At 64.4% G+C, this 25,763-nt stretch carries 34 protein-coding genes; 16 read left to right on the forward strand and 18 right to left on the reverse strand.

Annotated elements, in window-relative coordinates; translation table 11 throughout:
• Position 1: 1 nt before the first annotated feature.
• The 10 genes from ACQR1I_RS14255 to ACQR1I_RS14300 form a co-directional block, all read right to left on the reverse strand.
• Positions 2-916: a DNA N-6-adenine-methyltransferase gene (locus ACQR1I_RS14255; RefSeq protein WP_434867301.1), complete on the reverse strand. Its 915-nt coding sequence runs from the start codon at positions 914-916 to the stop codon at positions 2-4.
• A gap of 91 nt (positions 917-1,007) precedes the next feature.
• Positions 1,008-1,169 carry a hypothetical protein gene (locus tag ACQR1I_RS14260; RefSeq protein WP_434867300.1) on the reverse strand — a complete coding sequence of 54 codons (162 nt, stop codon included), beginning with the start codon at positions 1,167-1,169 and terminating at the stop codon, positions 1,008-1,010.
• Positions 1,166-1,537 (reverse strand): hypothetical protein, encoded by a 372-nt coding sequence (locus ACQR1I_RS14265; RefSeq protein WP_434867299.1) that lies wholly within the window; start codon positions 1,535-1,537, stop codon positions 1,166-1,168. Before ACQR1I_RS14265 ends, ACQR1I_RS14260 begins: the two co-directional genes overlap by 4 nt.
• Positions 1,534-1,776, reverse strand: coding sequence for a hypothetical protein (locus ACQR1I_RS14270; protein WP_434888735.1), 243 nt, complete (start codon positions 1,774-1,776; stop codon positions 1,534-1,536). The genes ACQR1I_RS14265 and ACQR1I_RS14270 overlap by 4 nt, the downstream gene beginning before the upstream one ends.
• Positions 1,777-1,950: 174 nt before the next feature.
• Positions 1,951-2,304: a hypothetical protein gene (locus ACQR1I_RS14275; protein WP_434867297.1), complete on the reverse strand. Its 354-nt coding sequence runs from the start codon at positions 2,302-2,304 to the stop codon at positions 1,951-1,953.
• A gap of 1 nt (position 2,305) precedes the next feature.
• A complete protein-coding gene (locus tag ACQR1I_RS14280; protein ID WP_434867296.1) occupies positions 2,306-2,458 on the reverse strand; it encodes a hypothetical protein in 153 nt (50 codons plus the stop codon).
• A 234-nt stretch (positions 2,459-2,692) separates the two neighbouring features.
• Entirely contained in the window at positions 2,693-2,998 is a 306-nt protein-coding gene (locus ACQR1I_RS14285; RefSeq protein WP_434888736.1) for a hypothetical protein, read from the reverse strand.
• Positions 2,999-3,272: 274 nt separating this feature from the next.
• Positions 3,273-3,809: a hypothetical protein gene (locus ACQR1I_RS14290; protein ID WP_434867294.1), complete on the reverse strand. Its 537-nt coding sequence runs from the start codon at positions 3,807-3,809 to the stop codon at positions 3,273-3,275.
• 21 nt (positions 3,810-3,830) lie between these two features.
• Positions 3,831-4,037: a hypothetical protein gene (locus ACQR1I_RS14295; protein WP_434867293.1), complete on the reverse strand. Its 207-nt coding sequence runs from the start codon at positions 4,035-4,037 to the stop codon at positions 3,831-3,833.
• Entirely contained in the window at positions 4,037-4,228 is a 192-nt protein-coding gene (locus tag ACQR1I_RS14300) for a hypothetical protein (protein ID WP_434867292.1), read from the reverse strand. Before ACQR1I_RS14300 ends, ACQR1I_RS14295 begins: the two co-directional genes overlap by 1 nt.
• Positions 4,229-4,461: 233 nt before the next feature.
• Here ACQR1I_RS14300 and ACQR1I_RS14305 point away from each other — a divergent pair, with 233 nt between their 5' ends.
• The 11 genes from ACQR1I_RS14305 (at position 4,462) to ACQR1I_RS14355 (ending at position 10,947) form a co-directional block, all read left to right on the forward strand.
• The gene (locus tag ACQR1I_RS14305; protein ID WP_434867291.1) at positions 4,462-4,776 is read left to right on the forward strand and encodes a hypothetical protein; all 315 of its coding nucleotides are present in this window, start codon (positions 4,462-4,464) and stop codon (positions 4,774-4,776) included.
• Positions 4,777-5,150: 374 nt separating this feature from the next.
• On the forward strand, positions 5,151-5,375 hold the full coding sequence (locus ACQR1I_RS14310) for a hypothetical protein (protein ID WP_434867290.1): 225 nt from the start codon (positions 5,151-5,153) through the stop codon (positions 5,373-5,375).
• Entirely contained in the window at positions 5,365-5,610 is a 246-nt protein-coding gene (locus ACQR1I_RS14315) for a helix-turn-helix domain-containing protein (protein WP_434888737.1), read from the forward strand. The genes ACQR1I_RS14310 and ACQR1I_RS14315 overlap by 11 nt, the downstream gene beginning before the upstream one ends.
• A gap of 294 nt (positions 5,611-5,904) precedes the next feature.
• Entirely contained in the window at positions 5,905-6,408 is a 504-nt protein-coding gene (locus ACQR1I_RS14320; protein ID WP_434867288.1) for an NUDIX domain-containing protein, read from the forward strand.
• A 16-nt stretch (positions 6,409-6,424) separates the two neighbouring features.
• Positions 6,425-7,270, forward strand: a complete 846-nt coding sequence (locus ACQR1I_RS14325; RefSeq protein ID WP_434867287.1) for an EamA family transporter — start codon at positions 6,425-6,427, stop codon at positions 7,268-7,270.
• 198 nt (positions 7,271-7,468) lie between these two features.
• A complete protein-coding gene (locus ACQR1I_RS14330; RefSeq protein WP_434867286.1) occupies positions 7,469-7,915 on the forward strand; it encodes a response regulator in 447 nt (148 codons plus the stop codon).
• Positions 7,912-8,331, forward strand: a complete 420-nt coding sequence (locus tag ACQR1I_RS14335) for a response regulator (protein ID WP_434867285.1) — start codon at positions 7,912-7,914, stop codon at positions 8,329-8,331. Before ACQR1I_RS14330 ends, ACQR1I_RS14335 begins: the two co-directional genes overlap by 4 nt.
• A gap of 240 nt (positions 8,332-8,571) precedes the next feature.
• Positions 8,572-8,751 carry a hypothetical protein gene (locus ACQR1I_RS14340; protein ID WP_434867445.1) on the forward strand — a complete coding sequence of 60 codons (180 nt, stop codon included), beginning with the start codon at positions 8,572-8,574 and terminating at the stop codon, positions 8,749-8,751.
• Between the two features lie 331 nt (positions 8,752-9,082).
• Positions 9,083-9,874 carry a transporter substrate-binding domain-containing protein gene (locus tag ACQR1I_RS14345; RefSeq protein ID WP_434867284.1) on the forward strand — a complete coding sequence of 264 codons (792 nt, stop codon included), beginning with the start codon at positions 9,083-9,085 and terminating at the stop codon, positions 9,872-9,874.
• Between the two features lie 230 nt (positions 9,875-10,104).
• Complete coding sequence (locus tag ACQR1I_RS14350; protein WP_434867283.1) at positions 10,105-10,596, forward strand: hypothetical protein; 492 nt, start codon at positions 10,105-10,107, stop codon at positions 10,594-10,596.
• A 24-nt stretch (positions 10,597-10,620) separates the two neighbouring features.
• Positions 10,621-10,947 (forward strand): hypothetical protein, encoded by a 327-nt coding sequence (locus ACQR1I_RS14355; RefSeq protein ID WP_434867282.1) that lies wholly within the window; start codon positions 10,621-10,623, stop codon positions 10,945-10,947.
• 54 nt (positions 10,948-11,001) lie between these two features.
• Here the strand turns inward: ACQR1I_RS14355 and fusA are convergent, their stop codons facing one another.
• The 3 genes from fusA to ACQR1I_RS14370 all read right to left on the reverse strand — a co-directional run bounded on the left by fusA (position 11,002) and on the right by ACQR1I_RS14370 (position 16,080).
• Positions 11,002-13,053: an elongation factor G gene (gene fusA / locus ACQR1I_RS14360; RefSeq protein WP_434867281.1), complete on the reverse strand. Its 2,052-nt coding sequence runs from the start codon at positions 13,051-13,053 to the stop codon at positions 11,002-11,004.
• Between the two features lie 425 nt (positions 13,054-13,478).
• Positions 13,479-14,009 carry an SMI1/KNR4 family protein gene (locus ACQR1I_RS14365; RefSeq protein WP_434867280.1) on the reverse strand — a complete coding sequence of 177 codons (531 nt, stop codon included), beginning with the start codon at positions 14,007-14,009 and terminating at the stop codon, positions 13,479-13,481.
• A 1,051-nt stretch (positions 14,010-15,060) separates the two neighbouring features.
• The gene (locus ACQR1I_RS14370) at positions 15,061-16,080 is read right to left on the reverse strand and encodes a 1-aminocyclopropane-1-carboxylate deaminase (RefSeq protein ID WP_434867279.1); all 1,020 of its coding nucleotides are present in this window, start codon (positions 16,078-16,080) and stop codon (positions 15,061-15,063) included.
• A gap of 146 nt (positions 16,081-16,226) precedes the next feature.
• Here ACQR1I_RS14370 and ACQR1I_RS14375 point away from each other — a divergent pair, with 146 nt between their 5' ends.
• Together ACQR1I_RS14375 and ACQR1I_RS14380 are read left to right on the forward strand one after the other, a co-directional pair.
• Positions 16,227-16,703, forward strand: a complete 477-nt coding sequence (locus ACQR1I_RS14375; protein WP_434867278.1) for an Lrp/AsnC family transcriptional regulator — start codon at positions 16,227-16,229, stop codon at positions 16,701-16,703.
• Between the two features lie 107 nt (positions 16,704-16,810).
• The gene (locus tag ACQR1I_RS14380) at positions 16,811-17,677 is read left to right on the forward strand and encodes a DUF2147 domain-containing protein (RefSeq protein ID WP_434867277.1); all 867 of its coding nucleotides are present in this window, start codon (positions 16,811-16,813) and stop codon (positions 17,675-17,677) included.
• 68 nt (positions 17,678-17,745) lie between these two features.
• On the opposite strand, the gene ACQR1I_RS14385 is transcribed toward ACQR1I_RS14380, so the two are convergent.
• Together ACQR1I_RS14385 and ACQR1I_RS14390 are read right to left on the reverse strand one after the other, a co-directional pair.
• Positions 17,746-18,153, reverse strand: coding sequence for a (R)-mandelonitrile lyase (locus ACQR1I_RS14385; RefSeq protein ID WP_008965351.1), 408 nt, complete (start codon positions 18,151-18,153; stop codon positions 17,746-17,748).
• A gap of 48 nt (positions 18,154-18,201) precedes the next feature.
• Positions 18,202-18,900, reverse strand: coding sequence for a ribonuclease activity regulator RraA (locus tag ACQR1I_RS14390; protein WP_434867276.1), 699 nt, complete (start codon positions 18,898-18,900; stop codon positions 18,202-18,204).
• Between the two features lie 247 nt (positions 18,901-19,147).
• Between ACQR1I_RS14390 and pxpB the strand changes: the two genes are divergently transcribed.
• From pxpB to ACQR1I_RS14405, 3 genes are read left to right on the forward strand one after another with little or no spacing between them, the layout of a single operon-like run.
• A complete protein-coding gene (gene pxpB / locus ACQR1I_RS14395; protein ID WP_434867275.1) occupies positions 19,148-19,879 on the forward strand; it encodes a 5-oxoprolinase subunit PxpB in 732 nt (243 codons plus the stop codon).
• The gene (locus tag ACQR1I_RS14400) at positions 19,876-20,910 is read left to right on the forward strand and encodes a biotin-dependent carboxyltransferase family protein (protein WP_434867274.1); all 1,035 of its coding nucleotides are present in this window, start codon (positions 19,876-19,878) and stop codon (positions 20,908-20,910) included. The genes pxpB and ACQR1I_RS14400 overlap by 4 nt, the downstream gene beginning before the upstream one ends.
• A gap of 33 nt (positions 20,911-20,943) precedes the next feature.
• Positions 20,944-21,717: a LamB/YcsF family protein gene (locus tag ACQR1I_RS14405; protein ID WP_434867273.1), complete on the forward strand. Its 774-nt coding sequence runs from the start codon at positions 20,944-20,946 to the stop codon at positions 21,715-21,717.
• 15 nt (positions 21,718-21,732) lie between these two features.
• Here the strand turns inward: ACQR1I_RS14405 and ACQR1I_RS14410 are convergent, their stop codons facing one another.
• From ACQR1I_RS14410 to ACQR1I_RS14420, 3 genes are all read right to left on the reverse strand, one after another.
• Positions 21,733-21,879: a hypothetical protein gene (locus ACQR1I_RS14410; RefSeq protein ID WP_434867272.1), complete on the reverse strand. Its 147-nt coding sequence runs from the start codon at positions 21,877-21,879 to the stop codon at positions 21,733-21,735.
• A 174-nt stretch (positions 21,880-22,053) separates the two neighbouring features.
• Positions 22,054-23,658: a sulfite reductase subunit alpha gene (locus ACQR1I_RS14415; RefSeq protein WP_434867271.1), complete on the reverse strand. Its 1,605-nt coding sequence runs from the start codon at positions 23,656-23,658 to the stop codon at positions 22,054-22,056.
• Positions 23,655-25,445 carry a NirA family protein gene (locus ACQR1I_RS14420; RefSeq protein WP_434867270.1) on the reverse strand — a complete coding sequence of 597 codons (1,791 nt, stop codon included), beginning with the start codon at positions 25,443-25,445 and terminating at the stop codon, positions 23,655-23,657. Before ACQR1I_RS14420 ends, ACQR1I_RS14415 begins: the two co-directional genes overlap by 4 nt.
• Positions 25,446-25,763: the final 318 nt, after the last annotated feature.

Raw genomic sequence — 25,763 nt, forward strand, 5'->3', positions numbered from 1 at the left:
CTCACCGAGTGAAGCCAACGTCTCGGAATGCTTCCCGGAAGGTGATGACGTCCTTGCCAAAGTAAAAGAACGCCTGCCCCTGGGTTGGCGACGCCAGAGACCCATCTGGCGCTTCAAACCGAATACGGCCGCGCGTGAAGCAGATTGCAGCGGCTACGGTGGCCAACTTCTGAAACCACGCCGTGTCCGTGTAGTTGTGCGTGAGCATGATCGCCGCCTTGACGTGGCCCGCCGACAACTCGGCCAGAATCTTGTCGGCGAACTGCTCGATGAGCGGTTGAGCATACGGCGGGTTCAGCCACACATGGCCGTTCCAGTCTCGACAGAGCCCGTCATCTTCCCTGCTGAAGAACGCCTTGGCTCGAATAGTGCGCTGGGCCTGATCGTTGGATGCCGGATCGAGATCGATGTTGCCGAGCACGCAGCGGGCCAGATCGACGTACTCAGCCGGCGTGTACCATTCGTTGTCGCTGGTGCCTTGAGTACCACGAATGTTCTTCCTATCAAAGACGGTGCGCACAGCGCGGTTCACTGCATCGCGGGCTTCTGCAACCTTCTCCTCGAATTGCTCATCCGACATCGCGCCGAGTGTCCGCGCCTGATGAGCGAGGTTCTTGTCGATGCCCTGCTCGGCCAACGTCGGCTTAACTTGGGTTTTTTCCAAACCTAAGTCAGTCCGTCTGCCTTGGGCCAACCCAACCGTCTCCTTCTGAGCGACGCGCAGTTGATCAAGTCTGCGCGTGGCGCGCATCCTAATCTCGATAGCATTGGCCTCCAGCTCCCGGTTCTTCGCCTGTCGGGCGTAGGCCGCCATGGCGATCGCCTCGTCACGGATGTCCTTGACTTCATCGATAGCCTTGGCCGCCGCAAGCGCACGGCACGCAGCGTCATATCGAACTAGAGTGGTTGATGTCACACCTATCTAGGGGGCTTGCGGTGGGGCGCGGCTTGGTGCGGGGTGCCGGAGCGCGCTGATGAAGTCGCGATAATTGTTGTGTCGGTGGTTTCTAGAGAGGCAACGGTCCGCCGCGCTCTGCCTCAAGCTGTTCGATCTGCCTGATGGCCTGCAGCAACGCTGCCATCGCCTGCCGGCGATCCTCCGGGTTCGTCGCGTTCTTGATGTAGCGCTCGGCGGCATCGATCCGGCGCTTGTGTTCCTCCTCGGTCATGCTGCCTCCTCCTTGGCGTGGCAGGCGATGAGCGCTCGTGCCTCAAGCTCGACTCCACGGAGAGCGTAGTAGAGGAAAAAGTTCCGGTCCTCCTCCGACATGTCACCAAGGGCCTCGACGTGCTTGTCGACGACCGCGTCGGCTATGTCTCGCGGGACAAGGTCAAGGCCGCAGACCGTGTACTCCGCAATCGTCTTGATGACCTCGACGACACGGTGTGCCTCCTCAGCCAATTGTTGTTTGTCGGCGGCATCCGGGTGCACCTTCACAAGCCCGCCCAGCACAGCAAGCTCGCAGAGTTTTAACTGTGACAGGCCGGGGTTCTCTGCGGCCAGACGGTCCATGTCGATTGGATGCCCGTCGCTCATACCCTGACCTCCTCGAACGGCTGCAACACACCCAGCTCGGCACCGTACTCGACCGGATCGATGAACGCCCGATCAGCTTGGTTGCGCCTCAAATCAACAACGAAATACTCGCCGTATGCATCCAACCACCGCGAGTCCTTGCGACAGTGCCGCAGCGCCTTCCAATCAGGTGCAAGCTTCCGGTTGATGCGCGCGATCAGCGCCCGCATCGTCACTGGTACCTGTTTCTCTGCCGTCATGTGTACCTCCCTCGATCGGCGAGCGGAGATTACGCGCATCAGCGCGGCCGTGAAGACGTGCGGGCGTGATTGAGTGTCGATAGCGACAAGATCGGTGTCGATAGCCGACAACAACAGTGGCATGGCTCACGGTCATGTTGTAGTCGCCTCGCGATGGGAGGCGCGGAGGGTGCTTCAGGCGCAACCCGGCCATGGCGGCGTCGGCGCCGTCAAATCCGCTGGACGAGGCTGCTGGACGCCTTCCTGCGCGGGTCTAAGTCCGATCCGATACCGGTAGAACGACGTCGTCACCAGATCGCCTTCGCAGACGATCACAGCGCCCGTCTGCCAATTCGTGACCCGTCTCGGCGCATCTCGCGTCGTCTGGCCGATGAACTGCGCCGAGAATCCGCCCTGACCCCAAATGCCCGCCAAGCCTGGCGCGACATCCGCCGGCACTTCGACAACCACGGCGTCGCCATCCTCGGCAACAACGCGGCCATGGTTGCCCTCGGCGATCTGGCGGGCACGGGAAAGACGATCGGACATGCTAGCGGTGGTTCTCAGCGCAGTACTTGCACATCATGCCCGTGTCGTCGGGCTTCAGCTTGCATTTGCAGAAGGCGCATAGGCGCTCGGTCTTGGGCTTGGGCTTGTCGTCAGCGGGAATATCGATCTTGGGTCGCTGTTCGCGGTCGCGCATCGGGGTCTCCAGGTTGTGCTGAACCCAACCTAAGCATCATTAGAACCGGCCGGAACGAGCCCCTTCGCGGTTTACGGAAGATTAGCCGGGGAAAAGGGGGAAAACCCGCCGGTCGGAAACCGACCACCCGGAACGAGTCCCCATGGCAGTCAGCCGAGGGCGCGAGCATCGCCAACTTGTTCTGCGACTGGCGCAGGCGTTTGGGTCGGTTGGCCGCAGGCGTGTACGAGGGCTTCAGTAAAGGACCCTAAACACCCCGTACCCAACAAGCGCGACAGCGCACAGGATTTGGCCTGCGCAGCGCCAGAACCTTCCTCGTTCGCCATACGCGTGCAACCCGGACAGCACCGCCGCGAGAAACGGATTGATCATCGCTGCATAGGCTGAAATCAGCTTGAGCGTACTCATCAGCGCGCCTCGGATCTCCTGGGAAGCTAGAGGGACCATCAATGATTCCCTCTGGGCAGAGCAACTGTGGTCCACCCGGAGCGAGTTTTCTCCACCCACAAATATGTGTAGTTGCGAATCTTCGAGTTCCATGAACGGGTCCCATCTGGACGCGTGTGGTGACGGAGATGCGGGTCCCATTTTCTCAGAGGCGGTGCGCAAATAGGCGGCCCTACACCCATCGGAACCTTCCCTCCCCCGCCCTAGGGGGCGGAGTGGCGTCACCGGGGTTGCCGTGGCCCGCGGTGGCGGCGGCGCTCGATGTCGCCGATCCCGCCCGCCGACCTGCCCGCCGAGGGCTCGGCTGTCCTGCTTCCCGAAGGAAACAGAACGCGCTCCTAGATGTGGAGGCGAACTCGTCCAGACGTCAGTCGGAAACCTCAATGTTATCAACGGGCATCGCCTCGATCGTCTTGGTTGTCACCTCGGCCGGCTCGGCAAGGCCACCAGGTCGGCCACCAGGGCGCTTGCCGATGAGGACGAGCAGCGCATCGGCCGCACCGTCACCAAGCTGCTCGCGGATCGCCTCGACGACCTCGGCCTCGGTCTGCGCGGCGGCAAAGTCGCCCGGCGCGCCGCTCTCCTTGCGGTCGACGATCAGACCATGCAGCCGCGCCTTGACCGTGATGGCCTGCGTCATCGCCGAGGGCTGCTCCAGCCGGCGGGCGAGCGCGGCAGCCTCGTCCAGCTCGCGCGTGATCGACTGCACCGTCACGCGGTTTTCCCGCGCCATGTCCTGCCTGATCTCGTTCATGCGCTGCATCACCCGTGCATTACCTTGCAGACGATATGGTGAGCCATCGTTGAAGGCATAGCCAGCCTGAACATAAGCGCGATACGGCGGGATGCCTCGGCAGACGAGTTGGGCGAAGCGTTCTTGCCTGACTGATGGGAGAGGCGGCACGGGAAGGCCTCATAGGTTCGATTAGGAGCCCGCTGGTGCGCGGAAGGTGTAGCCGATGCGGTAGAGGCCTCGGTCTGCGTCGGTGACCTTGGCGAGCCCGCGCGCGGCGAACTGCGCAAGGATGATCGCGGCGGCATCGATGGACAGGCCCGACTTGGCGGCGAACTGCGCCAGCGTCAATGGCGGGCTCATGCGCATGTTGATGTTTATCGACTTGGCTTTGGGCATCACCGGCTCGATGAGATCGTCATCTGACAAGTCGAGATCATAGCAGGCGTCAGATTGCCGTACACGTACAACTGCCGTTCGAAGCGCAAGAGCATGTCGAGCCGCGATTGCGTCGGCGCGCGGCGCTTGGCGGTGTCGATCAGCAGCGCGTGCATCTGCGACGTCGGCAGTGTGATCATCGGTTTCGGCATCGTCGTCTCCATCATACGCGTGTGACATGCGCTTCGCCTGAGGGCTGCGCTTCTGTCACGCGCTGCGTCCGGGCACACTTCCGCTTCCGTCAGTCCTCCCCTCCCGTGCAAGAGGGGAAAGACGGAATAGGACCGCTATTTCCAGTCGCTTTATCCGGGCGCCGCGTCACGTGCGGCCAAGCGGTCCTCCGCGCGGGGCTTGGACCCGCGCGAACGGGGGATGAGTTGCCTCGGTGTATCGCACGCCAATAGCGATGCTGCGTGCGGGGCCGGAATCTCTGACATGCGGCTTCATCGTCCGTTCCGTCAGAGCAAGAGCCCGCGACATTGCTCGGGATAATGCGGCCGAGCGCGCTGCGGTCGTCATCGACGGCTTGGCTCGACTGCCGGGCGACAGGAACACGGCCGGGCTCGACCTGTCGCCTTTCAGCGATCGGACTTCTGATGAGCTAACAATTGTCGGGACCACCGAGCGGCAATTGTCGACACGCATTGAAGACCGATTGCTGGTCTTCCGCGCAGGGGGCAATTGCTTTCGCCGAGATTGAAGGCTATTTGATCATTGTCCGGAGTTGAGGCCGGATGCCTTCTCGCGGCTCGCGCAGCTGGTCCCTGCGTGGGCCGCCCTCATGTTGGGGGCTGGCCATCCGTTTACGGCCGATCCGAACGACTCACAATGCCACGACATTGGGCAATTGTTGTGATCCGTCAGCCGAGTTAAACAAACTCTTCAGAAATCACTTTAAGAACGCGGCTCCAAGCCGTTGATGAGTCGCGCTCTTAATCTTTGGACTCTCATTGCAAGATTTTTTTTGCGCGAGCTATCGACACCGATTTTATGGCGCGGCCTGTTCTGAGCCGGCGCGATCAACTAATAACTACGTCGTCCAATGTTGGACGATTTCAAACATGAGACAGGAGCATGAGTGACCCCGATCCGGTCGTCGCTGCCGCTAGGGCATGGGCCGATCAGAACGAGTCAAAGCAAGACCCGCGCGAGCTTGAGCGACGTCTGAAGGGCATCAAGTACCTCTGCGGAGTGGCGCGGAGACTGGCCGCAAGCGGCAAGCCAATCCACATCCGGACCGCACACGACGTGCTGGACAATATCAACAAGCCGTTCGAGGAGAGTGACGATGAGTTCTAACGGCTCGCCGAAGATGCGCTTGGGCACGGTGCGCGAGGCATGCAAGGAAGGCGCGATGTCGGCCCCGACGCTTTACAGAATGATGCGGGCCGGTCAGGTCAAGGCGTATCGGCGCGGGACGAGAACGCTGATCGATCTCGACAGCCTCATCACCGACAGCGGGTTGAGGCCCTGGACGCCCCTGCCGAGCCCCGTGGTGAAGCGGAAGCGGAAGACGGCCGAATCGGTGGCCTAATTGGTGGCCTAATCTGTAAAATCTCGTCGGGCCAACTCAGCAAACACTGGAGATACAGGGCTGGATCACCAAAAGGTGATCCAGCCCGGGGAGCCAATTCGGCCCATGCCGATTGGCTGCACTCAATCCATCCAAGCCATACTCTCTGACCTCTGCGGCCAAATGCTCACGCGGACGGACGCGACCGGTGGCCCATGAGCGGCTTCGCGCATGGGACTCCGGCAATCCCGTTGCCTTGACGGCCGCCGTTCGGTCGGGCAAGCGACCGTCGAACTCTCCGGGCAGCGATCAGCAATGGCCATCTCCGATCATCTCCGAGCCGTCCGTAGCAAGGTGGGCCACGATCTGCTGGCGACCACGGCCGTTTCAATCTCCGTGTTCGACGACGCCGGACGTATCCTGCTCGGGCATGACGCGGAGACCGGACTCTGGACCTTGCCCGGCGGCGCGGTCGATCCGACGGAGCATCCGGCGGATGCCGCGCGGCGAGAATGCTTCGAGGAGACCGGCCTGCTCGTGCGCCCGCGGCGTCTGCTCGGCGTGTTCGGCGGCCCCGAGTTCCTCATTCGTTATCCGAACGGCGATCTGACCTATTATACGGTGATCGCCTTCGAGGCGGACGTCATCGGCGGGGTGCTCGCGGCCGACGGCCAGGAGATCGCTGCCTTGCGCTTCGTCGACAGATCGGAGTGGGAGCGGCTCGATGTGTCACCGTCGAGCCGAATCATTTCGCGCCAGGCCCTCGCCCACGATCACGCCCCCTACTTCGCGCCGGCGCTCTGGCAGCCCGGCGCCTGATTCGCCGAGCTTTCCGTTGGACCCAGTCGCCGCGCTTCTCATGCTGCTCGCCGGCCTGCTCCATGCGAGCTGGCATGCCATCGTCAAGAACGGCAGCAGTCTCGCCATCCTAGCCGGCATGGGGCTCGTGAGCAGCATCGTGACCCTGCCTTTTCTGTTCTTCGTCGCGGTCCCCTCGGCATTGACGTGGCCGCTCATCCTGGCGTCCCTCGTCCTGCACGCGGCGTACAAGGTGAGCCTCACGGTGACCTACGGGTCGGCCGAGTTCGGCCGCTCCTATCCGATCGCCCGCGGCTCCGTGCCGCTGTTCGCCGCGATGTTTGCCTATGTGGTGCTTCACCAGCAGCCCGACGCCGGTCAGCTCGTCGGCATCGCCATCATCTGTCTCGGCATTTTCGGCCTCGCGCGCGACCGCATCCATGGTCGCATCGATCGGCGCGCGCTTGGTGCGGCCATCGTCGCAGCGGCGATGGTTGCCGGCTACTCGGTGGTGGATGCCGCCGGGACGCGGCAGGCCGAAGGATGGGCCTCCTTCACGGCTTGGATCGTGGTGCTGGACAGTCTCGTCTTCTTTCTCGTCGCAACGGCGCGCCAAGGCGCGGCGATCCTGTCGGACATTCGCGCAGGCTTCATTCCCGTGCTCATCGCCGGCGTGCTCGGCCTGACCTCGTTCGCGGTGTTTCTGTGGGCGCTGAGCCGCAACCCTATTGCGAACGTCGTGGCATTCAGGGAATGCAGCGTGCTGTTTGCGAGCCTCATCGGAGTCTTGTTCCTCGGCGAACGAGCGACGATTCGGCGCTTGTGCAACGCCGCCCTGGTGGCCGTCGGGCTCGTCTGGATCGCAGCCGTCAAGGCGAGCTGAGCACACGCAAGCACAGTTCCATCTTCATCGTATCGTACACACGACGGTAAAATGAACAGCAGCAGCACTCGCGACCGTAACTGCTGGTTGCAAATTAGCTGCAACTAATTCAGTCTGGTTTAGTTTGTTGTTTCGAGTCTCGGAGCATTGTCCTCGTAGCGTGCGCGTCCTTCAGTCCAAATCATACTGAGGTGGCCCATGCCTACCGTTCTCATTATTGACGATGATTTTGCCACGCGCGCTGCGCTGGAAACGTTGCTGAAGAAGAAAAAATTCTGCGTCTTCCTGGCGCCCGACGGGCCGACCGGGATTCGGCTGCTCGGCAGTGTGTCGTTTGACGCCGTGGTGATCGATATGTTCATGCCCGGTATGGATGGACTCGCGACGATCCGTGAACTGATCAAGATCGATCCGACGGTGCCGTTCATCGCGATCTCCGGTTACGCGTTCACGGACAAGAAGCAGGGCGCCCCCGATTTCCTCGGCATGGCGATCAAGCTCGGAGCGACTGCTGCGCTGCAGAAGCCGTTCGACCTGCTCGATCTGCTCGAGGCGATCGATCAGGCCATCGAGGTCCGCCAACGATTGCTGACCGAGGCCCGGCAGCCTCGCTCGGCATCAAATTCGGTCAGGAGAGCGTCATGACGAACATTCTTGTGGTCGACGATGAAGTCGGTGTGTGCTGCGTCATCCAGCACCTTCTTGTTCGCCAGGGTTACGCCGTCACCGCGATGACTGACGGCCGGCTCGCGCTGGACGCTGTCGTCCGCGACGATTTCGCGGCGGCCCTGATCGATCTCAACCTCGCCGACATCGACGGTAACGAGGTCATCAGGGCGGCACGGGCGGCGCATCCGGACATGCCGATCGTCATGATGTCCGGCATGATCCTGGAGCAGGAAGCCGGGACGCCCGACTTCCTGAATTCGTTGGCGAAGGTCAGAGGGCTGCACCAGCTCGCAAAGCCGTTCAAGCCAAGCGATCTGACGCGTCTGATGCGAGACATTCTCACGCAAGACGAGGAATTCGCGTTCCCGGCCGTGGCAGGCCAGCGCCGATGACGGCGTGAGGGCGCGCTTCGTTCACGATGCGCGACGGCCAGTTCAGATAAAAACGGCTGTTTGTGATCTCGTTCACAGCTATCGGAGCAAGACTTGGCTACCGTCCACAGGCACGGAACGAAAGACAACGGTAACCAATTGGGTCTTTCGCCGTCGATCGTTACAATTTAAGTGATCCGCTCAATTTGGACAGAGTAGAGCTTTGTCATGGTGGTTTCCGCAGTTCGTGTGGGGGCCATGATGAGCGAAGCCGAGTACGAGATGATGCTGGACGTTGTCAGAACGGCAATCGCACCCGAGCCCGAGATCGATCCCATGAGCCGTCTGTTTTCCACTCTGTCGTTTCCCAAGGCGGCCAACGACAATCACGGCGCCTGGCCGTTGATTCCCTTCCCCGACGGCTGGTTCGCGGCCTGCTGATTCTATCGTCCTCATTCCATCGGCGAACGTTCAGAGCGAACAATGCACCGATGATGCGCGCCTGATCGGGAGATCCAGCCGAACCGGGGCTTCGCGGTCGGGGGCGCTGCATCTGCGGCAGGACATCCGGAATGATGCGCTGATCGTGCACGCCATGGCTGGCTCGCCGCAGCGCCAACGGCGCCTACGGACCTTCCGGCCGGCACCTGCAGCCATCGACATGCGGCATGGCCCTGGCCTCGCGACCAGAGAAACCGCCCTCACCCACCCCTCGTCGGACATGCCGCAGTCGGCTAAGACTGGCGCGGCAAACCAAGCGAGGTATTTCAATATGGGACTTTTCAACCGGACCGTCGCCGCCCTGACCGGACTTGCGCTGTTCTGCGGCGTTGCGGCCGAGCCGCTCGCCGACCAGGCCTCCCGGCTCGACGAGATCGTGCAGCGCGGCAGCCTTCGGGTCGGCATGACCGGCGACTACAAGCCGTTCACCTATCTCGACAAGGCCACCGGCAAGTTTTCCGGCTTCGATGTCGACATGGCCGAGGCGCTCGGCAAGGCGCTCGGCGTCAAGGTCGAGTTCGTCCCGACCAGCTGGCCGCAGCTGATGAAGGATTTCGAGACCGACAAATTCGACGTCGCCATGGGCGGCGTGTCGATCACGCTCGACCGCCAGAAGAAGGGCCTGTTCTCGACCGCGATCATGCGCGAGGGCAAGACTCCGATCGCGCGCTGCAGCGACACCTCGAAGTTCCAGACGCTCGCCGACATCGACAAGCCGGGCACCCGCGTCGTGGTCAATCCCGGCGGCACCAACGAGCGCTTCGCCCGCGCCAACATCAAGGCCGCCGACATCCGCGTCCACCCCGACAACGTCACCATCTTCGACGAGATCGCCAAGGGCGATGCCGACCTGATGATGACCGACGCCTCGGAGACCCGCTATCAGCAGAAGCTGCATCCCGGAGTGCTGTGCGCCGTCCACCCGGAGAAGCCGTTCGACTTCTCCGAGAAGGCCTACTGGCTGCAGCGCGACGTCGCACTGAAGGCGTTCGTGGATCAGTGGCTGCACATCTCGAATGAAAACGGCAGCTATCAGGCGATTTACAAGGCTTGGTTTGATTGAGGCTGCGCAGCGCCAGTAAGGGCCGGCCGGCTTTGCAGATCCTTGCGCGTGCGATGCGCAGGGAGCACCGGGCCGGCCGCCAACTGATGGTTTCAACCTTGCTGGACACACGCTGGCTGCGGCGTAGGCGCGAGCGCGGCCATGCGCTATGAATGTTGCGTGAGCTTTTCGGGGGCATCATGCAATCTCGCCGCGGGCCGATCGCCGCACTGTTGTGCGGTGTTGTGACGATGTTTGCGCTGGCCGCCGTGAGCAGCCCGGCGCAGTCGGAAGTCCCGTTCACATTCACCATGCCGCAGAGCCAGGTCGCTCTGAAAATCTCCGAGCCGGCGCTCCGGCCCGATCCCGTTGATGGCGCAAGGCCAGGCTACTTCAAGCTGAGCCGCGCGCAGCCCTTGCTGATCCTGAGCGGCTGGCTCGAGCCGGCGCAGCAGTACAAGGGCCTCGAGGCGTTCTGGGCGGCCGAGTTGACATCGCCGGCACTGTCCGGAACCAGGGCACCGACGCGTGTCGAGAAGCTGCGGGAGGGCGCGTGGGAGGTGGTGGCCTACGACGTCTCCATCCCGGGCCTCGTCCAGTCCAATCTGCGCGCCGAGCGCGTCGAGGCGAATACGTGGATCGATCTGCACCTCTCCACCCGGGTTACCGACCCAGGCAAGTCGGTGAAGTCGCGCGCTGACCTGTTGAAGATATTGCGGCAGGTGCAAGTGGTGAAGAAGTAAGCGCCCCTTGTGAGGAGACGGGTATTGAGACGCATCGCTCCCGTATTGCTTGCCGCCATCATCATCGGTCCTGCTCACGCCTACGATCCGGGTCAGCGCGTGACTGCATCCAGGGCCGCGGTCTCCTGCCGGTCGTGGCAGACGCTGAAGGCCCTTGCCGAGCTGATGGATGACACCGCGCGTTTTGCGAAGTTCTGGCTTGCAAAGAAGGCGTCCGGCGAGTGCAGAACCCTTCCGATCGGCACCGTGGTGATCGTCGACGATGATCAGCGCGTCGGCGACAAGGCGATCATGCGGATGCATACCGCGACTGGGGGCGTCTACTGGACCTATCCCTCGTATTTCAAGTAGCCGGGTTTGCGGAGAGAGATGAGCGGCAATCTGCCGCTCATCTCGTTGTTGTCGTCACGCGGACCGGGCCGCCTTGTCAGCCAGGCCTTTCGGCGCCGGCGCGTAGCGTGAGAACGCCATTGCGTGGACGGCGCGCCCTTGCGACAGCGACCTCAGTGCACTGACGTAGTTGAACAACTCCGCCAGCGGAACTTCGGCCGCGACGCCCTGCCCGCGTGCGATCGGCTCCATCGCCAGAATCCGACCTCGCCGGCTCTGCAGGTCGCCGATGATACTGCCGAGATAGTCCTCGGGAGTCGTCACGACGACACGCATCACCGGCTCGAGCAGCACCGGAGCAGCCCTTGCGAAGCCGACCCGAAACGCCTCCTTCGTCGCCAGTTCGAATGCCAGGCCGGACGAATCCTTCTGGTGGAAGGCGCCGTCCAGCAGGGTCACCTTCAGGCCGAGCACGGGATATCCGCCAGGCCCCCCGTCGAGCAGCGATTGGCGGAGCGCCTTCTCGATCGACGGGATGAACTCGCGCGGAATGGCGCCGCCGACGGTCTTGTCGACGAACAGGAGTCCCGTTTCGCCGTCCTCCGATGGCTCGAAGGCGAGGTGAACGCGCGCCATCTGCCCGGGGCCGCCGCTCTGCTTGCGCAGCGTGTGATCGACCTCGCTTCGCCGTGACGCGGCCGCCCGGTAGGCGACCTCCGGCGCGCCGATGACAGCATCGACATGATAGTCCTCCTTCAATCGTTCGACGGCGATCTGCAGATGCAGCTCGCCCATGCCGCGCAACAGCGTCTGGCCGCTGTCCGCATCGACGACGACGCGCAGCGATGGATCGCTCCGCGCCATCAGCGCCAGGGCCTGTCCCAACCGTTCCTGGTCCTGGCCCACGCGCGGTTCGACCACCGCCTCGATCACCGGCGCCGGGATGACGAAGCCGTCCAGCACGACAGGCCGCGCCGGATCGCTCAAGGTGTCACCTGCGGCGACGGATTTCAGGCCGACGACCGCGACGACGTCGCCGGCCGAGGCTTCGTCGATCTCGGTCTGCGCATCGGCCTGCATGCGCAACAGCCGGCCGATCCGCTCCGCCCGGTCCGCTGTCGCATTGGTCACCGAGGTCCCCGCCGAAATGCGACCGGCATAGACCCTGGTGAACGCCAGCGTGCCGAACCGGCTCGCCTGCACCTTGGACACCAGCGCCGCAAACGGCTGGTCCGGATGCGGCAGCCGGCGCTCGACGTCGCCGTTGCGCGGGTTGACACCCGTCACCGGCGGCCGGTCGACCGGTCCCGGTGCATAGTCGATGATGGCATCGAGCAGCGGATGAACGCCGACGTTCCGGTACGCCGAACCGCAGAGCACCGGCGTCAGCCGTCCCGCGATGCAGACCTTGCGGATCGCCGCCTTGATCTGCGCCGCGCCGATCGCGTCACCGGCGAGATAGGACGCCATGATCGCGTCGTCCTGATCCGCCAGCGTCTCGAGCAGACGCTGCCGCTCGGTCTCCGCCGTGCCGCGTAGCTCCTCCGGAATGGCGCAGACGTTCGGCGACGGGCTTCGCCCATCCCAGCGCAAGGCCTGCATCGACACGAGGTCGACCACGCCGGCGAACTCGCCCTCGCTTCCGATCGGAAGCTGCAGAACGAGAGGCGCGGCCCCGAGACGATCAGCGATCATCTCGACGGTGCGCTGCAGATTGGCGCCGACCTGGTCCATCTTGTTGACGAAACACAGGCGCGGCACATCGAGCCGATCGGCCTGGCGCCAGACCGTTTCCGACTGCGGCTCGACGCCGGAGACGGCCGAAAACACCGCGACGGCGCCGTCGAGCACGCGCAGAGAACGCTCGACCTCGATCTGGAAATCGACGTGGCCCGGTGTGTCGATGATCGTGACGAACGCATCGCGCCATTCACACGAGATCGCGGCGGCCGAAATCGTGATCCCATGCTTCTTTTCGAGCGCATGGGAGTCGGTCTCGGTGTTGCCCGTGTGAACGTCGCCGGCCTGATGGATCCGGCCGGTGTCGAGCAGGATGCGCTCGGTCAAGGTGGTCTTGCCGGCATCCACATGCGCCATGATGCCGATGTTTCTCAAGATGCGGGTCATCTTCAAACTCCGCTGGAGTCTCTGGACTGAAATACGAGTCGCGCAGCGTCGCGCCGCGGATCCAGAGGATGCGCAGCGGCGAGCCTGGGATGCGCGCGTGCGCACGCCAGGCTTCGACGTCTCAGACTCGATGTGGGGCAATGTGCCGGTGGCGTCGGCCGTCCGGCATCGGAGGGGAGGCGCGCAAGCACGCCTCAGCGGACGCGCTAGCGAGACTCCCGGTGCTGGCTATCGTCCGTCATGGTACGCCTCTGTCTGTCCGCGTCTGCCGCGGGGCGCTGTTCCCTAGGGACATCACGGTTGAAAGTCAAGATCAGGACGTCAGGGCTTCGTCAGAAGCATCGGCCTCTGTTACAGGTCGCTCCGGCGCGGCATGCGCCTTTGCGCGACTGGACACTTCGACCTCTGTGGCTTCGCACCGAGGTTCAGACATCGAAGGCAGATGCGAAGTCGAGGCTGCGGATGAACGTCTCGAAGTCGTCCGCGAGAAGCGTGATCCGATAACGCCACTCCTGATCGACATGCACAACCGACGGCTCGCCATCTGGACCGCACGTCCGGTAGTCAAGACAGATCATGTCGTGACCAGCAGACGGGCAATCGGCAAAATAGATTCCGATCGGCGGGTAGCCCCACGCGTCCACCCAAAACCGACTGCCGCGTTCACCGCACAGCGAGTACCTCCCGCGGCTTCCGATGGAATAGAGCCCAGTGATGGCCACGTGGTCTTCAGCCCACGATGTCGGAGAGGGACTGCGGATGCAGGTCTTCTTCAGAACGCCGCCATTGTGCTGACGACAGAGTTCAAGGTAGGCGGCCGGAAGCGTGTAGCCCAGCTGCTTTTGCACCGCCGCGATCGTCGACGGGTCGGGCGGCTCGTCGAAATAGTCCGTGTTCGCATGATCAGAGTCGACCCAGAAATCGGTCAGATCGAAATCTCGATAGATCCGCACCATGATTCAACAACCCGCTCGGCAATTCCGGATCGAGGGTTCGCGCCGTGATCGGCATTAAATCCTACCCCGACCATCGCTCCGGTCCAAGCCGATCGCGATTTTCGCGGCTCTCCGACTGGCGAGTGTCTTCTCGACGGCTGCGCCAAAACACGAAGTTTGCGTGCAATATCAATGCAAATCAGTGTGTCCAGTACTCTCGGCACAAATTTTCTTCTTTCGTTTTTCAGAAATCTATGATTGACTGCCTGCATCCCACCTCATCGAGAGGGGCGTTGCGCGCGATCGTCACGACACGCGAGGTGGGGAGGCGATGGCCGTGTTGTTGCCGGGCGTGCTTGCACGCCGACGAGCGGCAATGATGCGGGCGTGAAGTCGTGTGGTCCTGACGCCGCGACGCTGGCGTCAAGCTCGGGGGTGATGATGATCTCCTGGGCGACGGTGGCTAACAAGCCGGACACCGGGGAGAGCACGATATAAGCGTTAAACCGTCGCGCAGGGAATGCCGGTGATCGGCTGAACCTGTGGTGACTGCCGCCTGCTTATTCTTGTGCAGGCGGGCCATGGGTGAGGCCTTCACCCGGCATTCCCTGCGCCCTCTCTATTTGAGAGGGTCCGACTGATGGATCACTCGGACGTCATGCGTCGCGAGAAGGCCAGGTCATGTGTGGATCGCTCGTGCAACAAATTCGGTGTCATTCCGGGGCGCGCAACGCGCGAGCCCGGAATCCATACGCCGTGACGAGCTTGTTGGATGGAGCGGCCGACGTGCCTGATATGGACATTCGTGGTTATGGATTCCGGGCTCGCGCGTTGCGCGCCCCGGAATGACGGCGTCATGCATGGATTGCCCGCGCGACACATTCAGTGTCGTCCCGGCCTCCGAGCCGGGACCCAGACTCACAGGCCGTCGTTTGTGGCAGGCGCGGAGATGCAGTGGACGACAACACCACGGCCGGTGGTTATGGGTCCCGGCTCGGAGGCCGGGACGACAGTTGTAGTTGGTGCGGCACCTCGGCTCATCGCGACGAGGTGCGGGCAGCCTACGATGGCCTCAGCCGTTGCGATACGTGTAGCTGTAGCCGTTGATCGCGGGGGCGCCGCCGAGATGGGCGTAGAGGACCTTCGAGCCTTCCGGGAAGTAGCCCTTCTTGACCAGGTCGATCATGCCCTGCATCGACTTGCCCTCGTAGACCGGGTCGGTAATCATCGCCTCGGTGCGGGCGGCGAGACGGATGGCCTCGTTGGTCTCGGCGCTCGGCACGCCATAGGCCGGATAGGCGTAGTCGTTGAGGATGACGATCTCGTCGTCGCGCACCTTGCGGCCGAGCTCGACGAGCTCTGCGGTGTTGTCGACGATCTGGCGGACCTGGGCACGGGTCTGCTCCGGCGTGCCGGAGGCATCGATGCCGATGACGCGGTCGGCGCGGCCGTCGGCGGCGAAGCCGACGATCATGCCGGCTTGCGTCGAGCCGGTGACGACGCAGACGATGACGTAGTCGAACTTGATGCCCATCTCGGCTTCCTGCGCCCTCACCTCCTCGGCGAAGCCGACATAGCCGAGGCCGCCGAACTTGTGCACGGAGGCGCCGGCCGGAATGCCGTAGGGCTTGCCGCCGGCATCCTTGACCGACTGGATCGCATTCTCCCAGCTCTTGCGGATGCCGATGTCGAAGCCGTCCTCGACGATGCGGCTGTCGGCGCCCATCAGGCGGGTCATCAGGATGTTGCCGACGCGGTCATAGACGGCGTCCTCGTGCGGCACCCAGCTCTCCTGCACCACGACGCACTTCATGCCGATCTTGGCCGCGGTCGCCGCCACCATGCGGGTGTGGTTGGACTGCACGCCGCCGATCGACACCAGCGTGTCGGCATTCGACTCGATCGCGTCCGGCACGATGTATTCGAGCTTGCGCAGCTTGTTGCCGCCCATCGCGAGGCCGGAGTTGCAGTCGTCGCGCTTGGCATAGATCTGCACCTTGCCGCCGAGCGCCGCGGTCAGCCGCGGCAGATGCTCGATCGGGGTGGTGCCGAAGGTGAGCGGATACTTCTTGAACTTGTCGAGCCGAAGCACGGGATCTCTCCGTGGGTGGTGGAATGGGTCGGCCGCACCATACGAGAATGGACGAGAAAGGTGCTCTCTTTATTGGCCTGCATTTCCGTGCTTACGTCGGACGAAAGCCAGTTTTACGACGATTTCTCTCACCTGACGGCCATCCGATGAAAGAACCTTCCGATACCGAACTCGACCGCGTCGACCGCCGAATCCTGCAGCTGCTGCAGAAGGACGGCCGCATGAGCAATGCCGAACTTGCCGCGGCGGTCCATGTCAGCCCGGCCACCTGTCATCGCCGCACCCAGCGCCTGTTCGACGACGGCTACATCAGAAGCGTGCGCGCACAGATCGCGCCCGAGAAGGTCGAGCGCAGTGCGCTGGTGCTGGTCGGCGTGGTGCTCGACCGCTCGACGCCGGAGAGCTTTCGCACCTTCGAGGCGGCGATCCGCAAGCTGAAATTCGTGCTCGACTGCCACCTCGTCGCCGGCGATTTCGACTTCTTCCTCAAGATCCGTGTCCGCGACATGCAGGACTTCAACCGCATGCATGGCGACCAGCTGATCTCGCTGCCGGGGGTGCGACAGACGCGCACGTTCTTCGTGATGAAGGAGGTGGTCGACAATGCGCCGCTCGATTTCTGAGCAGGCCGGGTTCTGAGCAGGCCTTGGATTGAACCGGGGTTGCCGCATCTGCGACTTACCAGCGCGTGAGCTCGCTCACATCAGCAACCGGCATGGCGGAGACACTGATGAAGAGGCTGTTGGCTGTTGCGGCAGTGGTGCTGGCGAGCAGCGCCGCGCAGGCGCAATACGTCATCGAGTATGGCGGCAACACCATCCGCATCGATCCGGACCGCGGCACGGTGCAAATCCCCGGGGTCTACGACAACACCGAGCAGAAGAAGGCCAAGAAGGCCAACAGCGGCCAGGATGGCCAGCGCAAGCAGCCAGCCGCAGCGCCCGCCGAGGCCGCTGTGACGCCGGCTCCTGCGGCGCCAGCGCCGGCTACCCAGGTTCCAGCCGCCCCCGCTCCGGCGGCGCCCGCGACTGCAGCCGCGCCCGCCACTCCACCCGCCACGCCGGTCGCACCAGCGCCGGCCCAGGCAGTTGCACCGCCGGCGCCCGTCTCCCCCGCGCCGGCGTCACCGCCGGCTGCGGCGACGACGACGGTCGCCGCGCCGGCTCCCGTCGCTCCAGTTCCGGTAGTCCCTGCCCCTGCGGCCCCGCCGCCGCGTGCAGCCCAGACGCCCGCGACCGTTGCCACGGCTGCGCCGCCTCCGGCCGCTGCCGCCGCAGCGCGCGATCCGAACTCGCCGGTGGGCCTGTGGCTGACCGAGGAGAAGGAAGGCAAGATCCGCATCGAGCCCTGCGGCGCCAATCTGTGCGGCTACGCCGTGGACGCCAAGACCAGCCAGAATGGCGAGCAGATCCTGATCAACATGCGACCGAGCGAGAAGGGCCAGGAGAAGAAGTGGAGCGGCCGCATCTTCGATCCGAACAGCGGCAGCACCTACGACTCGACCATCGCCCTCAAGGGAGCCGACAGTCTGAAGGTGCAGGGCTGCGCGTTCGGCGGCATGTTCTGCGGCGGCCAGACCTGGACGCGGGTGAACTGAAGGCAGCTTCCGCAAACGAAAAGCGCGCGGGCTTTCGACCGCGCGCTCGTCATGATGTCCGTGCGGAATTAGCCAACCGGCGTGGCGTATTCCTCATCGGTGACGTGCTCCATCCAGGTGACGTGCTCGCCATTCAGCGATTCATGCATCGCGACATGGACCATGCCGGTGGTCGGCGCCGCGCCATGCCAGTGCTTCTCGCCCGGCGGGATCCAGACGACGTCGCCGGCCTTGATCTCGCGCACCGGGCCGCCCTTGGCCTGCACGCGGCCGACGCCCTGGATGACGTAGAGCGTCTGTCCGAGCGGATGGGTATGCCATGCGGTGCGCGCGCCCGGCTCGAACGCCACGCGGGCGGAGGCGACGCGGGCCGGCGCCTGCGGCGTGATGATCGGGTCCTGCCACACCGTGCCCGTGAAGCTTTCGGCCGCCGCGCGGCGCGTGGGGCGGGAGCCCGCGAGATAAACGTCCACCATGATCGTGCCTTTCCTGAAACTCTGCCGTCGATCGACCGACGCCGCGACCTACTTCTTCGACGCGGCGTAGCGCGCCTTGGTCTCGGCGTTCATCGGATACAGGCCCGGCAGCACCGCGCCCTTGTTGACCTCGTCGACGATCCAGGCCTCCATGCGTTCCTGCTCGGGGCCCTCGGCGAGCACGTGATCGAGCATCGCCTGCGGGATCAGCACGGCACCGTCCTGGTCGGCAACGATCACGTCGTTCGGGAACACGGCAACGCCGCCGCAACCGATCGCCTCGCCCCAGCCGACGAAGGTCAGGCCCGCGACCGAAGGCGGCGCCGCATAGCCGTCGCACCACACCGGAAGTCCGGTGCCGAGCACGCCTTCGAGGTCGCGCACCACACCATCGGTGATCAGCGCGGTGACGCCGCGCTTGACCATGCGCGCGCACAGGATGTCGCCGAAGATGCCGGCGTCCTTGACGCCCATGGCGTCGACGACGGCGATGCAGCCCTCGGGCATCGCCTCGATCGCGGTGCGCGTCGAGATCGGCGACGACCAGGATTCAGGCGTCGCCAGATCCTCGCGCGCCGGCACGAAGCGGAGCGTAAAGGCGGCACCGACCAGCCGCTTCTGTCCCGGGCGCAGCGGCTTCGCGCCGCGCAGCCAGACGTTGCGCAACCCCTTCTTCAGCAGGACCGTGGTGATGGTCGCGGTGGTGACTTGGGACAGGGTCGCGATGGCTTCGGGCGTGAGGGACATTGTGAGACTGGCGCTCCAAACAGGCTGGCGAAAAAAGCAGGCGCATCTTGCGAGCGGCGGTCGTGCCGTCAAGGGCTCACGAGGTGCACACCGCGCATGCGGGGTTGCGGGAGGCCCGATAACGTCTCCTTATCGCAAGACATCCGATTAATTTATTGAATTTTCGAGACTTTTTGCCTTTGACCCAATTCCACTCGCGATCGAAACGAGCTAGATCAGGGACCATCAACGCGGACTCTTCGGACTCATGGCCGACCTTTTCCCACCCCCTCGCCTGCTGCCCAGTGGCGACAGTGCCGTCACCGTCGAGTTCAGCCGGACCATCGACGAGACCGCCAACCGCCGCGTCCTGGCCCTCGATCACGCGCTGGCTGCGGCTGCGATCGACGGGATCACCGAGACGGTGCCGACCTATCGCTCGCTGCTGGTGCACTACGATCCCGGCGTGATCGATCATGCGGCGCTCGGCAGCCGCTTGCTCGCGCTGTCGGCCGGCTCGCTTGCGCCGGAGACCGACATCAGGCGCTGGCGGGTTCCGGTCTGCTATGGCGGCGAGAACGGCATCGATCTCGAGGACGTCGCCAAGGCGCTGAGCCTGACGCCGGACGAGGTGGTGGCCCGCCACGTCGCTGGCACCTACCGCGTCGCGATGATCGGCTTCACGCCCGGCTGGTCCTATCTGTCGGGCCTCGATCCACGCTTGCAGATGTCGCGCCGGCAGAACCCGCGGCTCGCGACGCCGGCAGGCATCATCGCCATCGGCGGCATCCAGACCGGCATCCAGTGCCTTGCCGGCCCGTGCGGCTGGCACCTCTTGGGCCGGACCGCGATGCGGACGTTCCAGCTGCACCGCGAGCCGACGTTCCTGCTCGAGCCCGGCGACGAGGTCAGCTTCACCGCGGTCGACGTGAAGACTTTTGCCGAGCAGGAGCGCGCCGCCGAGGCTGGCGAGCTGATCGCGGAACGGATCGCGGCATGAGCACGCTGGTTGTCACGCAGATCGGCCCGGCCAGCTCGGTTCAGGATGGCGGCCGTTTCGGCGCGCAGCGCTACGGGCTGACGCCGTCGGGCGCGATGGACAAGCTGGCGCTGGCGGCAGCGAATAGCCTGGTCGGCAATGAGCTGATGGCGGCTGCGATCGAGATCGGGCCGTTTGGCGCGACGTTCGCCGCAAAGGGCGGCGCTGTGCGCGTGGCACTGTCGGGTGCGCCGCGGCCTGCTGATGTCGCTAAGCGTTCGATCGAGATGAATACATCGGTGACATTGAACGACGGCGAAAAGCTCACACTCGGCTTTGCGCGTGGCGGCTCGTTCAGCTATCTCGCCATTGAAGGTGGGATCGCGGGCGAGCCGATGTTCAGCAGTCTCTCCGTGAACGCGCGTGCGGGGCTTGGCAGCCCCTACCCGCGGCCGCTGCAGTCCGGCGACATCTTCGATGTCGCGCCTGCTGGCCAGATGCCGGAGATGCAGATCGAATTGCCGAAGGACAGCGGCGCGATCCGCGTCGTGATGGGACCGCAGGACGACGAGTTCAGCGACGAGATGAAGGCGGTGTTCCTCGGCAGCGACTGGATGGTGTCCGCGACCAGCGATCGCATGGGCTATCGCCTCGAAGGACCCGTCATCCGTCATCTGCACGGCCACAACATCGTCTCCGACGGCACCGTCGAGGGCAGCATCCAGGTGCCCGGCAATGGTTCACCGATCGTGCTGATGTCGGACCGCGGCACCAGCGGTGGCTATCCGAAGATCGCGACCGTAATCTCAGCCGATTATGGTCGTCTGGCGCAGACGCCGGCCGGCACGCCGTTCCGCTTCAGGGCGGTTGGCATGGCCGAGGCGCAGGCGGAACTGCGCCGCTACAAGGAGCTGTTGCGCAGCCTGCCCGGCCGCGTCACCGAGCTCGCGAGCAGTGAGTTCAACACTGACGCGCTGTTCACGGCCAATGTCGCCGGCCATGCCGTCAGCGCAACCGACGTCGCGACGTGGCCCGGAGTGACGCCTGACTAGCAATTGCATCTCATCAACGAGCGGACCCATCACATGACCAGCACCGTCGATCTGAACTGCGACCTCGGAGAAAGCTTTGGCCCGTGGGAGATGGGCAACGACGCCGCGATGATCGAGCTGGCGACGTCCGTGAACGTCGCCTGCGGCTTTCACGCCGGAGATGCCGACATCATGCGCCGGACGGTGGAGATGGCCAAGGCCAAGGGCGTCAGCATCGGCGCGCATCCCGGCTATCGCGACCTGCACGGCTTCGGCCGGCGGCCGGTGCCGGGGCTGAAATCGTCCGAGATCGAGAACCTCGTCGCCTACCAGATCGGCGCGCTGCAGGCGATCGCGACGGCGGCGGGACACAAGGTCACGCATGTGAAGGCCCATGGTGCGCTGTCCAACGTTGCCTGCGAAGACGACATGACGGCCAACGCGATCGCCAAGGCGATCAAGGCGGTGGATCCCAGCCTGATCTTCGTCGTGCTGGCGAATTCGAAGCTGGTGACAGCCGGCGAGAAGGCGAACCTGTCGATGGCGCACGAGGTGTTCGCCGATCGCGCTTATGACGACAACGGCCTGCTGGTGTCGCGCAGCAAGCCCGGCGCGGTGCTGCATGATCCCAAGGTGATCGCCGATCGCGTCGCGCGCATGGTGCAGGATGGCGCGGTGATCTCGGTGACGGGAAAGGTCATGAAGATGCGCACCGACACCGTCTGCATTCACGGCGACACTGCCGGCGCCGTGGAGATCGCGCGCGAGGTGCGCAAGGCGCTCGAGGCCGCGGGTATCAAGGTGGCGCCGTTCAAGACGGCGCCGTGATCGAGAGGAATTTGATCAGAACGGATGCGTGAAGGGCATTCCGAGAGTAATCGCTGCGATCAGCGCCACGGCGCCGTAGAAGGCGACCAGCGCTGCAGTGGTGCTCCGCTCGCGCATGGCGCGAGCCTGAGGCATCGGGCGCAGTTGTGTGATCGTCTGCATCGGCGGTCTCCTGAAGTTCCAGCCCCGACAGAAATGCGTTCTCGGGGCCGGGCGCAAGGCAACCGGCGAAATAACGACAAGCCCCCTGCCCGGGGTCCGCTTGGAACCATAAAATTCTCGGCCGCTGTTCCGGCCGAGAATTTTATCCGCTGGGTTCCAACCCGATTCGCTTGGTTAATAGACGTCGAGCTGGAACCGGCCCTTTTTCTTGAGATCGGCGACAAAGCTGACGGCCTCGTCGGTCGAGCGGGCGCCGAACTGCGCGACGATGTCGACGAGTGCGCGCTCGACGTCCTTGGCCATGCGCTTGGCATCGCCGCAGATGTAGAGATGAGCGCCATCGGCAAGCCAGGTCCACACCTCGCGGCCGACCTCGCGCATGCGGTCCTGGACGTAGAACTTCTTGTCGCCGTCGCGCGACCACGCCAGCGACAGCCGCGTCAGCAGGCCGGCGGTCTTCATCGCGTTGAGCTCGTCGGCGTAGAAGAAATCGCAATCGCTGCGCTGGTGGCCGAAGAACAGCCAGTTCTTGCCCGGCGCGCCGGTCGCCTTGCGATCGAGCAGGAAGGCGCGGAACGGCGCGATGCCGGTTCCCGGGCCAACCATGATGATCGGCGTCTTCGGATCGGCCGGCAGCGCGAAGCCATGCGCCTTCTGCACGTAGACGCGCAGCTTGTCGCCGGGATTGATGCGCTCGGCCAGGAAGGTCGATGCAAGGCCGAGCCGCTTGCGCTTGCCGATGACGTAGCGGACGCAGTCGACGGTCAGCGAGAGTTTGCCCGGCGTCGCGTTGTGCGACGAGGAGATCGAGTACAGCCGCGGCTGCAGCGGCTCCAGCGCCTCGACGAAGGCCTCCGGGTGCGGTCGCACGCCGGAGAACTTCTGCAGCACGGCCATGACGTCGAGCGTCGCCGCATCGCCATCGGGATCCTCACCCTGTGCCAGCCGCCGCGCCTTCTCGCGGGTGGCGCCGCCGGTGACGAAGGAGATCAGCTCGAACAGCGAGTCCGGCGCCGGCGACAGCGAGACGTCCTCCAGCAGGCACTGCCGCAGCGGCTTGCCGTTCACCTCGGTCATGTGCGAGGCGCCGAGCAGCGCGATGATCTGGTCGACGAGACCGAGGTCGTTCTTGGCGAAGATGCCGAAGGAATCGCCCACCACATAATCGAGCCCGGCCTCGCCGAGATCGAACTCAATGTGCCAGGTCTCCTTCTCCGAACCTTGCTTGTTGAGCAGGCGCCGCGACAGGAACGTCGCCTCGACCGGATTGTCACGCGAGCGCCCCGCCTCGTTGACGACGACCGACACCTTCGCGGGCACTGCTGCCGACGCGGCGGGCTTCGTCACTGGCGCCTTGTCGATCTCCTCGTACAGTGCCTTCAGCATCCGCGCGGTTTCCTTGCCGCCGGGGACGCACAGGTTCAGCCGGGCTTCGCTGCGATCGGCGATCGCATCCGAATAGTCGCTGCAATTGTAGCCGCACTGGCCGCAATCCTGCTGCGCCATCGCGGCCATCATGCGCCGGCGCAGCGGACGCCCGTCGGCGAGCTTCATGCGGTCGGCGATCGGCATCGTCTGGTCGTGCCAGGGCGCCTCGCCATCATCGCCATCGCCGGCGGGCGCGAGCACGGCGCCGTTCTGCGCCGGCGACAACGCCGTCGTCCCGTCGAGGCCAAGGGCGCCGGCGAGGAAGCCGTTGAGCCAGGAACGCTGCGCCTCGGAGAACGGCGCGGTCGGCGGGATGATCTCGATCTTCGACATGGGTGTGATCTGGTTCATGCTGACACCTCGGACGAGGTCTGGGCTTCGGCAAGCTGGCGCAGCGCTTCGCCATCGTGGCGACGGGCGAAGGCGAGGAAGGTCTCCTCGGGCGAGGCGCGATGGGCGAGATAGGCCTTGAGCAGCTTCTCGACGGTCCGCGGGGCATCCGCCGCCTTGAGGTCGCGATAGACCTCGCGGCCGATATCGGCCTGCGGTCCGAAGCCGCCGCCGGCGAACAGATGATAGCCCTCGACAGTGTCGTCGCCGTCGCCGACCGGCACCTTGGCCCCGATCATGCCGATGTCGCTGATGTAGTGCTGCGCGCAGGAGTGATGACAGCCGGTGAGATGGATGTTGAGCGGCGTGTCGACTTCCACCCTGCTCTCGCACCAGTCGGCGATCTCGGCGGCGTGCTTCTTGGTGTTCGATGCCGCGAATTTGCAGCCGGCATTGCCGGTGCAGGCGATCAATCCGGCGCGGAGGGGCGACGCCTTCGTCGACAGTCCGATCTTCTCGATCGCGGCACAGGCCAACGCGGTGTTGTCGTCGCTCACACCGGACAGCAGCAGGTTCTGCCAGACCGTCAGCCGGATCTCGCCGTCGCCGAGATCGGCCGCGATCTTCGCCAGCGCGCGCATCTGGTCGGTCGTCAGCTTGCCGAGCGGCAGCACGACGCCGATCCAGTTCAGCCCCTGCTGCTTCTGCTGATGCACGCCGATATGCGCCATGCGATCGGACTCGGGACGCGGCTTCAGCGCCTCGTCCGGCACGCGCGTCAGCTTGCGTCCGAGCTTCGCCTCGACGGCCTCCATGAACTTGTCGTGGCCCATGCTGTCGAGGACGTATTTGAGCCGCGCCTTCAGGCGGTTGGTGCGGTCACCGGTCTCGATGAACAGCCGCACGATCGCGTCGGCGACCTCGGTCGCACGCTCCGGCTCGACCATGATGCCGGTCGGCTTGGCAAAATCCTTGTGGCCGGTGATGCCGCCGAGGCCGAGCCTGAACCAGACGCCCGGCGCAGCGCCAAAGCCGTCTTTCACCTCGATCGCGGAGAACGCGATGTCGTTTGTGTCTTCCAGCGCAGCGATGCGGCCGGCGCCGTCGAACGCGACGTTGAACTTCCGCGGCAGTCCGTACAGCGAGCGCTCGTTGAGGATGTGGAAGTGCCACTCGCGCGCATAGGACCGCGTATCGAGCAGCTCCTGCGGATCGATGCCGGCCGTCGGCGTTCCCGTCACGTTGCGGATGTTGTCGGCGCCGGAGCCGCGCGCGGTGAGGCCGAGATCGGAGAGCCCTTCCAGCAGCATGACCGCATGCTTGGGAGGAATCTCGCGCAGCTGCAGATTGGCGCGCGTCGTCACGTGGCTATAGGGACCGCACAGCTGATCGGCGAGGTCGGCGAGACCCGCGAGCTGCCAATGCTTCATGATCCCGTTCGGAATCCGCAGCCGGCTCATGTAGGAATCCTGGGCCGGCGCGACGTGGAACAGGCCGAAATAGCGCCAGCGGAAATTGTCGGCCGTCGACGGCGCGGCGTTGCTGCGGGCCTGCTCCTTCAGCCGCTCATAGGCATCGAACGGATGCAGCTCGCGTTTGACCTTCTCCTGGTCGGCGAGCTTGCGCCCGGATGCGATCACCTTGTCCTGAGCCTTGATGTGGATGGCGTCGGGCCCGGTCGGCTCTGCGGCGGTCGTGGCCGCAGCCGGAGCACGGCTGCCCAGGCTGACCTTGAGACCGACGGCCAAGCCCTCGAGGTAGCGCTTCTGCTCGTCGTTGAAGTCGACTGACACGGGTTCGATTTTCATGATGGCGGACGAAGCTCCAGCGGCCACGGCGATCGGCTTTGAGGATGGGATGAGGACCGCCTCGTCCGAACGCCCGGCTCGGGCGTGTTCAGATCAGCGGTCCGATCAGCTTCGTTGCTGCGGAAATCCGGCAAGGATTGCAGTCAGCGGCATCTGTGGCGGCCGACTGCACTGCAACATTCAAGTTGCGTGCCAGACACAAAGCCCAGGAAATGTGAGGAAAAAACAGCGCTCTGCCCGAATCGCCGAGCGCGCCAATGCAGGCCGAAGCCCCGAAAAGCGGGCATGCCGCCCAAATATTGGTCGGCAGAGCTGGAT

It is taken from the genome of Bradyrhizobium sp. HKCCYLS2038 (assembly GCF_051167655.1).
In the GTDB taxonomy this organism is placed as follows: domain Bacteria; phylum Pseudomonadota; class Alphaproteobacteria; order Rhizobiales; family Xanthobacteraceae; genus Bradyrhizobium.

Coding starts and splice junctions, on each gene's coding strand:
- ACQR1I_RS14260 (WP_434867300.1), bottom strand. CDS start 1,169: ATGACCGAGGAGGAACACAAGCGCCGGATCGATGCCGCCGAGCGCTAC.
- ACQR1I_RS14265 (WP_434867299.1), bottom strand. CDS start 1,537: ATGAGCGACGGGCATCCAATCGACATGGACCGTCTGGCCGCAGAGAAC.
- ACQR1I_RS14270 (WP_434888735.1), bottom strand. CDS start 1,776: ATGACGGCAGAGAAACAGGTACCAGTGACGATGCGGGCGCTGATCGCG.
- ACQR1I_RS14275 (WP_434867297.1), bottom strand. CDS start 2,304: ATGTCCGATCGTCTTTCCCGTGCCCGCCAGATCGCCGAGGGCAACCAT.
- ACQR1I_RS14280 (WP_434867296.1), bottom strand. CDS start 2,458: ATGCGCGACCGCGAACAGCGACCCAAGATCGATATTCCCGCTGACGAC.
- ACQR1I_RS14285 (WP_434888736.1), bottom strand. CDS start 2,998: ATGGAACTCGAAGATTCGCAACTACACATATTTGTGGGTGGAGAAAAC.
- ACQR1I_RS14295 (WP_434867293.1), bottom strand. CDS start 4,037: ATGCCCAAAGCCAAGTCGATAAACATCAACATGCGCATGAGCCCGCCA.
- ACQR1I_RS14300 (WP_434867292.1), bottom strand. CDS start 4,228: ATGCCGAAACCGATGATCACACTGCCGACGTCGCAGATGCACGCGCTG.
- ACQR1I_RS14310 (WP_434867290.1), top strand. CDS start 5,151: ATGAGTGACCCCGATCCGGTCGTCGCTGCCGCTAGGGCATGGGCCGAT.
- ACQR1I_RS14315 (WP_434888737.1), top strand. CDS start 5,365: ATGAGTTCTAACGGCTCGCCGAAGATGCGCTTGGGCACGGTGCGCGAG.
- ACQR1I_RS14320 (WP_434867288.1), top strand. CDS start 5,905: ATGGCCATCTCCGATCATCTCCGAGCCGTCCGTAGCAAGGTGGGCCAC.
- ACQR1I_RS14330 (WP_434867286.1), top strand. CDS start 7,469: ATGCCTACCGTTCTCATTATTGACGATGATTTTGCCACGCGCGCTGCG.
- ACQR1I_RS14335 (WP_434867285.1), top strand. CDS start 7,912: ATGACGAACATTCTTGTGGTCGACGATGAAGTCGGTGTGTGCTGCGTC.
- ACQR1I_RS14340 (WP_434867445.1), top strand. CDS start 8,572: ATGAGCGAAGCCGAGTACGAGATGATGCTGGACGTTGTCAGAACGGCA.
- ACQR1I_RS14345 (WP_434867284.1), top strand. CDS start 9,083: ATGGGACTTTTCAACCGGACCGTCGCCGCCCTGACCGGACTTGCGCTG.
- ACQR1I_RS14350 (WP_434867283.1), top strand. CDS start 10,105: ATGTTTGCGCTGGCCGCCGTGAGCAGCCCGGCGCAGTCGGAAGTCCCG.
- fusA (WP_434867281.1), bottom strand. CDS start 13,053: ATGACCCGCATCTTGAGAAACATCGGCATCATGGCGCATGTGGATGCC.
- ACQR1I_RS14365 (WP_434867280.1), bottom strand. CDS start 14,009: ATGGTGCGGATCTATCGAGATTTCGATCTGACCGATTTCTGGGTCGAC.
- ACQR1I_RS14375 (WP_434867278.1), top strand. CDS start 16,227: ATGAAAGAACCTTCCGATACCGAACTCGACCGCGTCGACCGCCGAATC.
- ACQR1I_RS14380 (WP_434867277.1), top strand. CDS start 16,811: ATGAAGAGGCTGTTGGCTGTTGCGGCAGTGGTGCTGGCGAGCAGCGCC.
- ACQR1I_RS14385 (WP_008965351.1), bottom strand. CDS start 18,153: ATGGTGGACGTTTATCTCGCGGGCTCCCGCCCCACGCGCCGCGCGGCG.
- ACQR1I_RS14390 (WP_434867276.1), bottom strand. CDS start 18,900: ATGTCCCTCACGCCCGAAGCCATCGCGACCCTGTCCCAAGTCACCACC.
- pxpB (WP_434867275.1), top strand. CDS start 19,148: ATGGCCGACCTTTTCCCACCCCCTCGCCTGCTGCCCAGTGGCGACAGT.
- ACQR1I_RS14400 (WP_434867274.1), top strand. CDS start 19,876: ATGAGCACGCTGGTTGTCACGCAGATCGGCCCGGCCAGCTCGGTTCAG.
- ACQR1I_RS14405 (WP_434867273.1), top strand. CDS start 20,944: ATGACCAGCACCGTCGATCTGAACTGCGACCTCGGAGAAAGCTTTGGC.
- ACQR1I_RS14410 (WP_434867272.1), bottom strand. CDS start 21,879: ATGCAGACGATCACACAACTGCGCCCGATGCCTCAGGCTCGCGCCATG.
- ACQR1I_RS14415 (WP_434867271.1), bottom strand. CDS start 23,658: ATGAACCAGATCACACCCATGTCGAAGATCGAGATCATCCCGCCGACC.
- ACQR1I_RS14420 (WP_434867270.1), bottom strand. CDS start 25,445: ATGAAAATCGAACCCGTGTCAGTCGACTTCAACGACGAGCAGAAGCGC.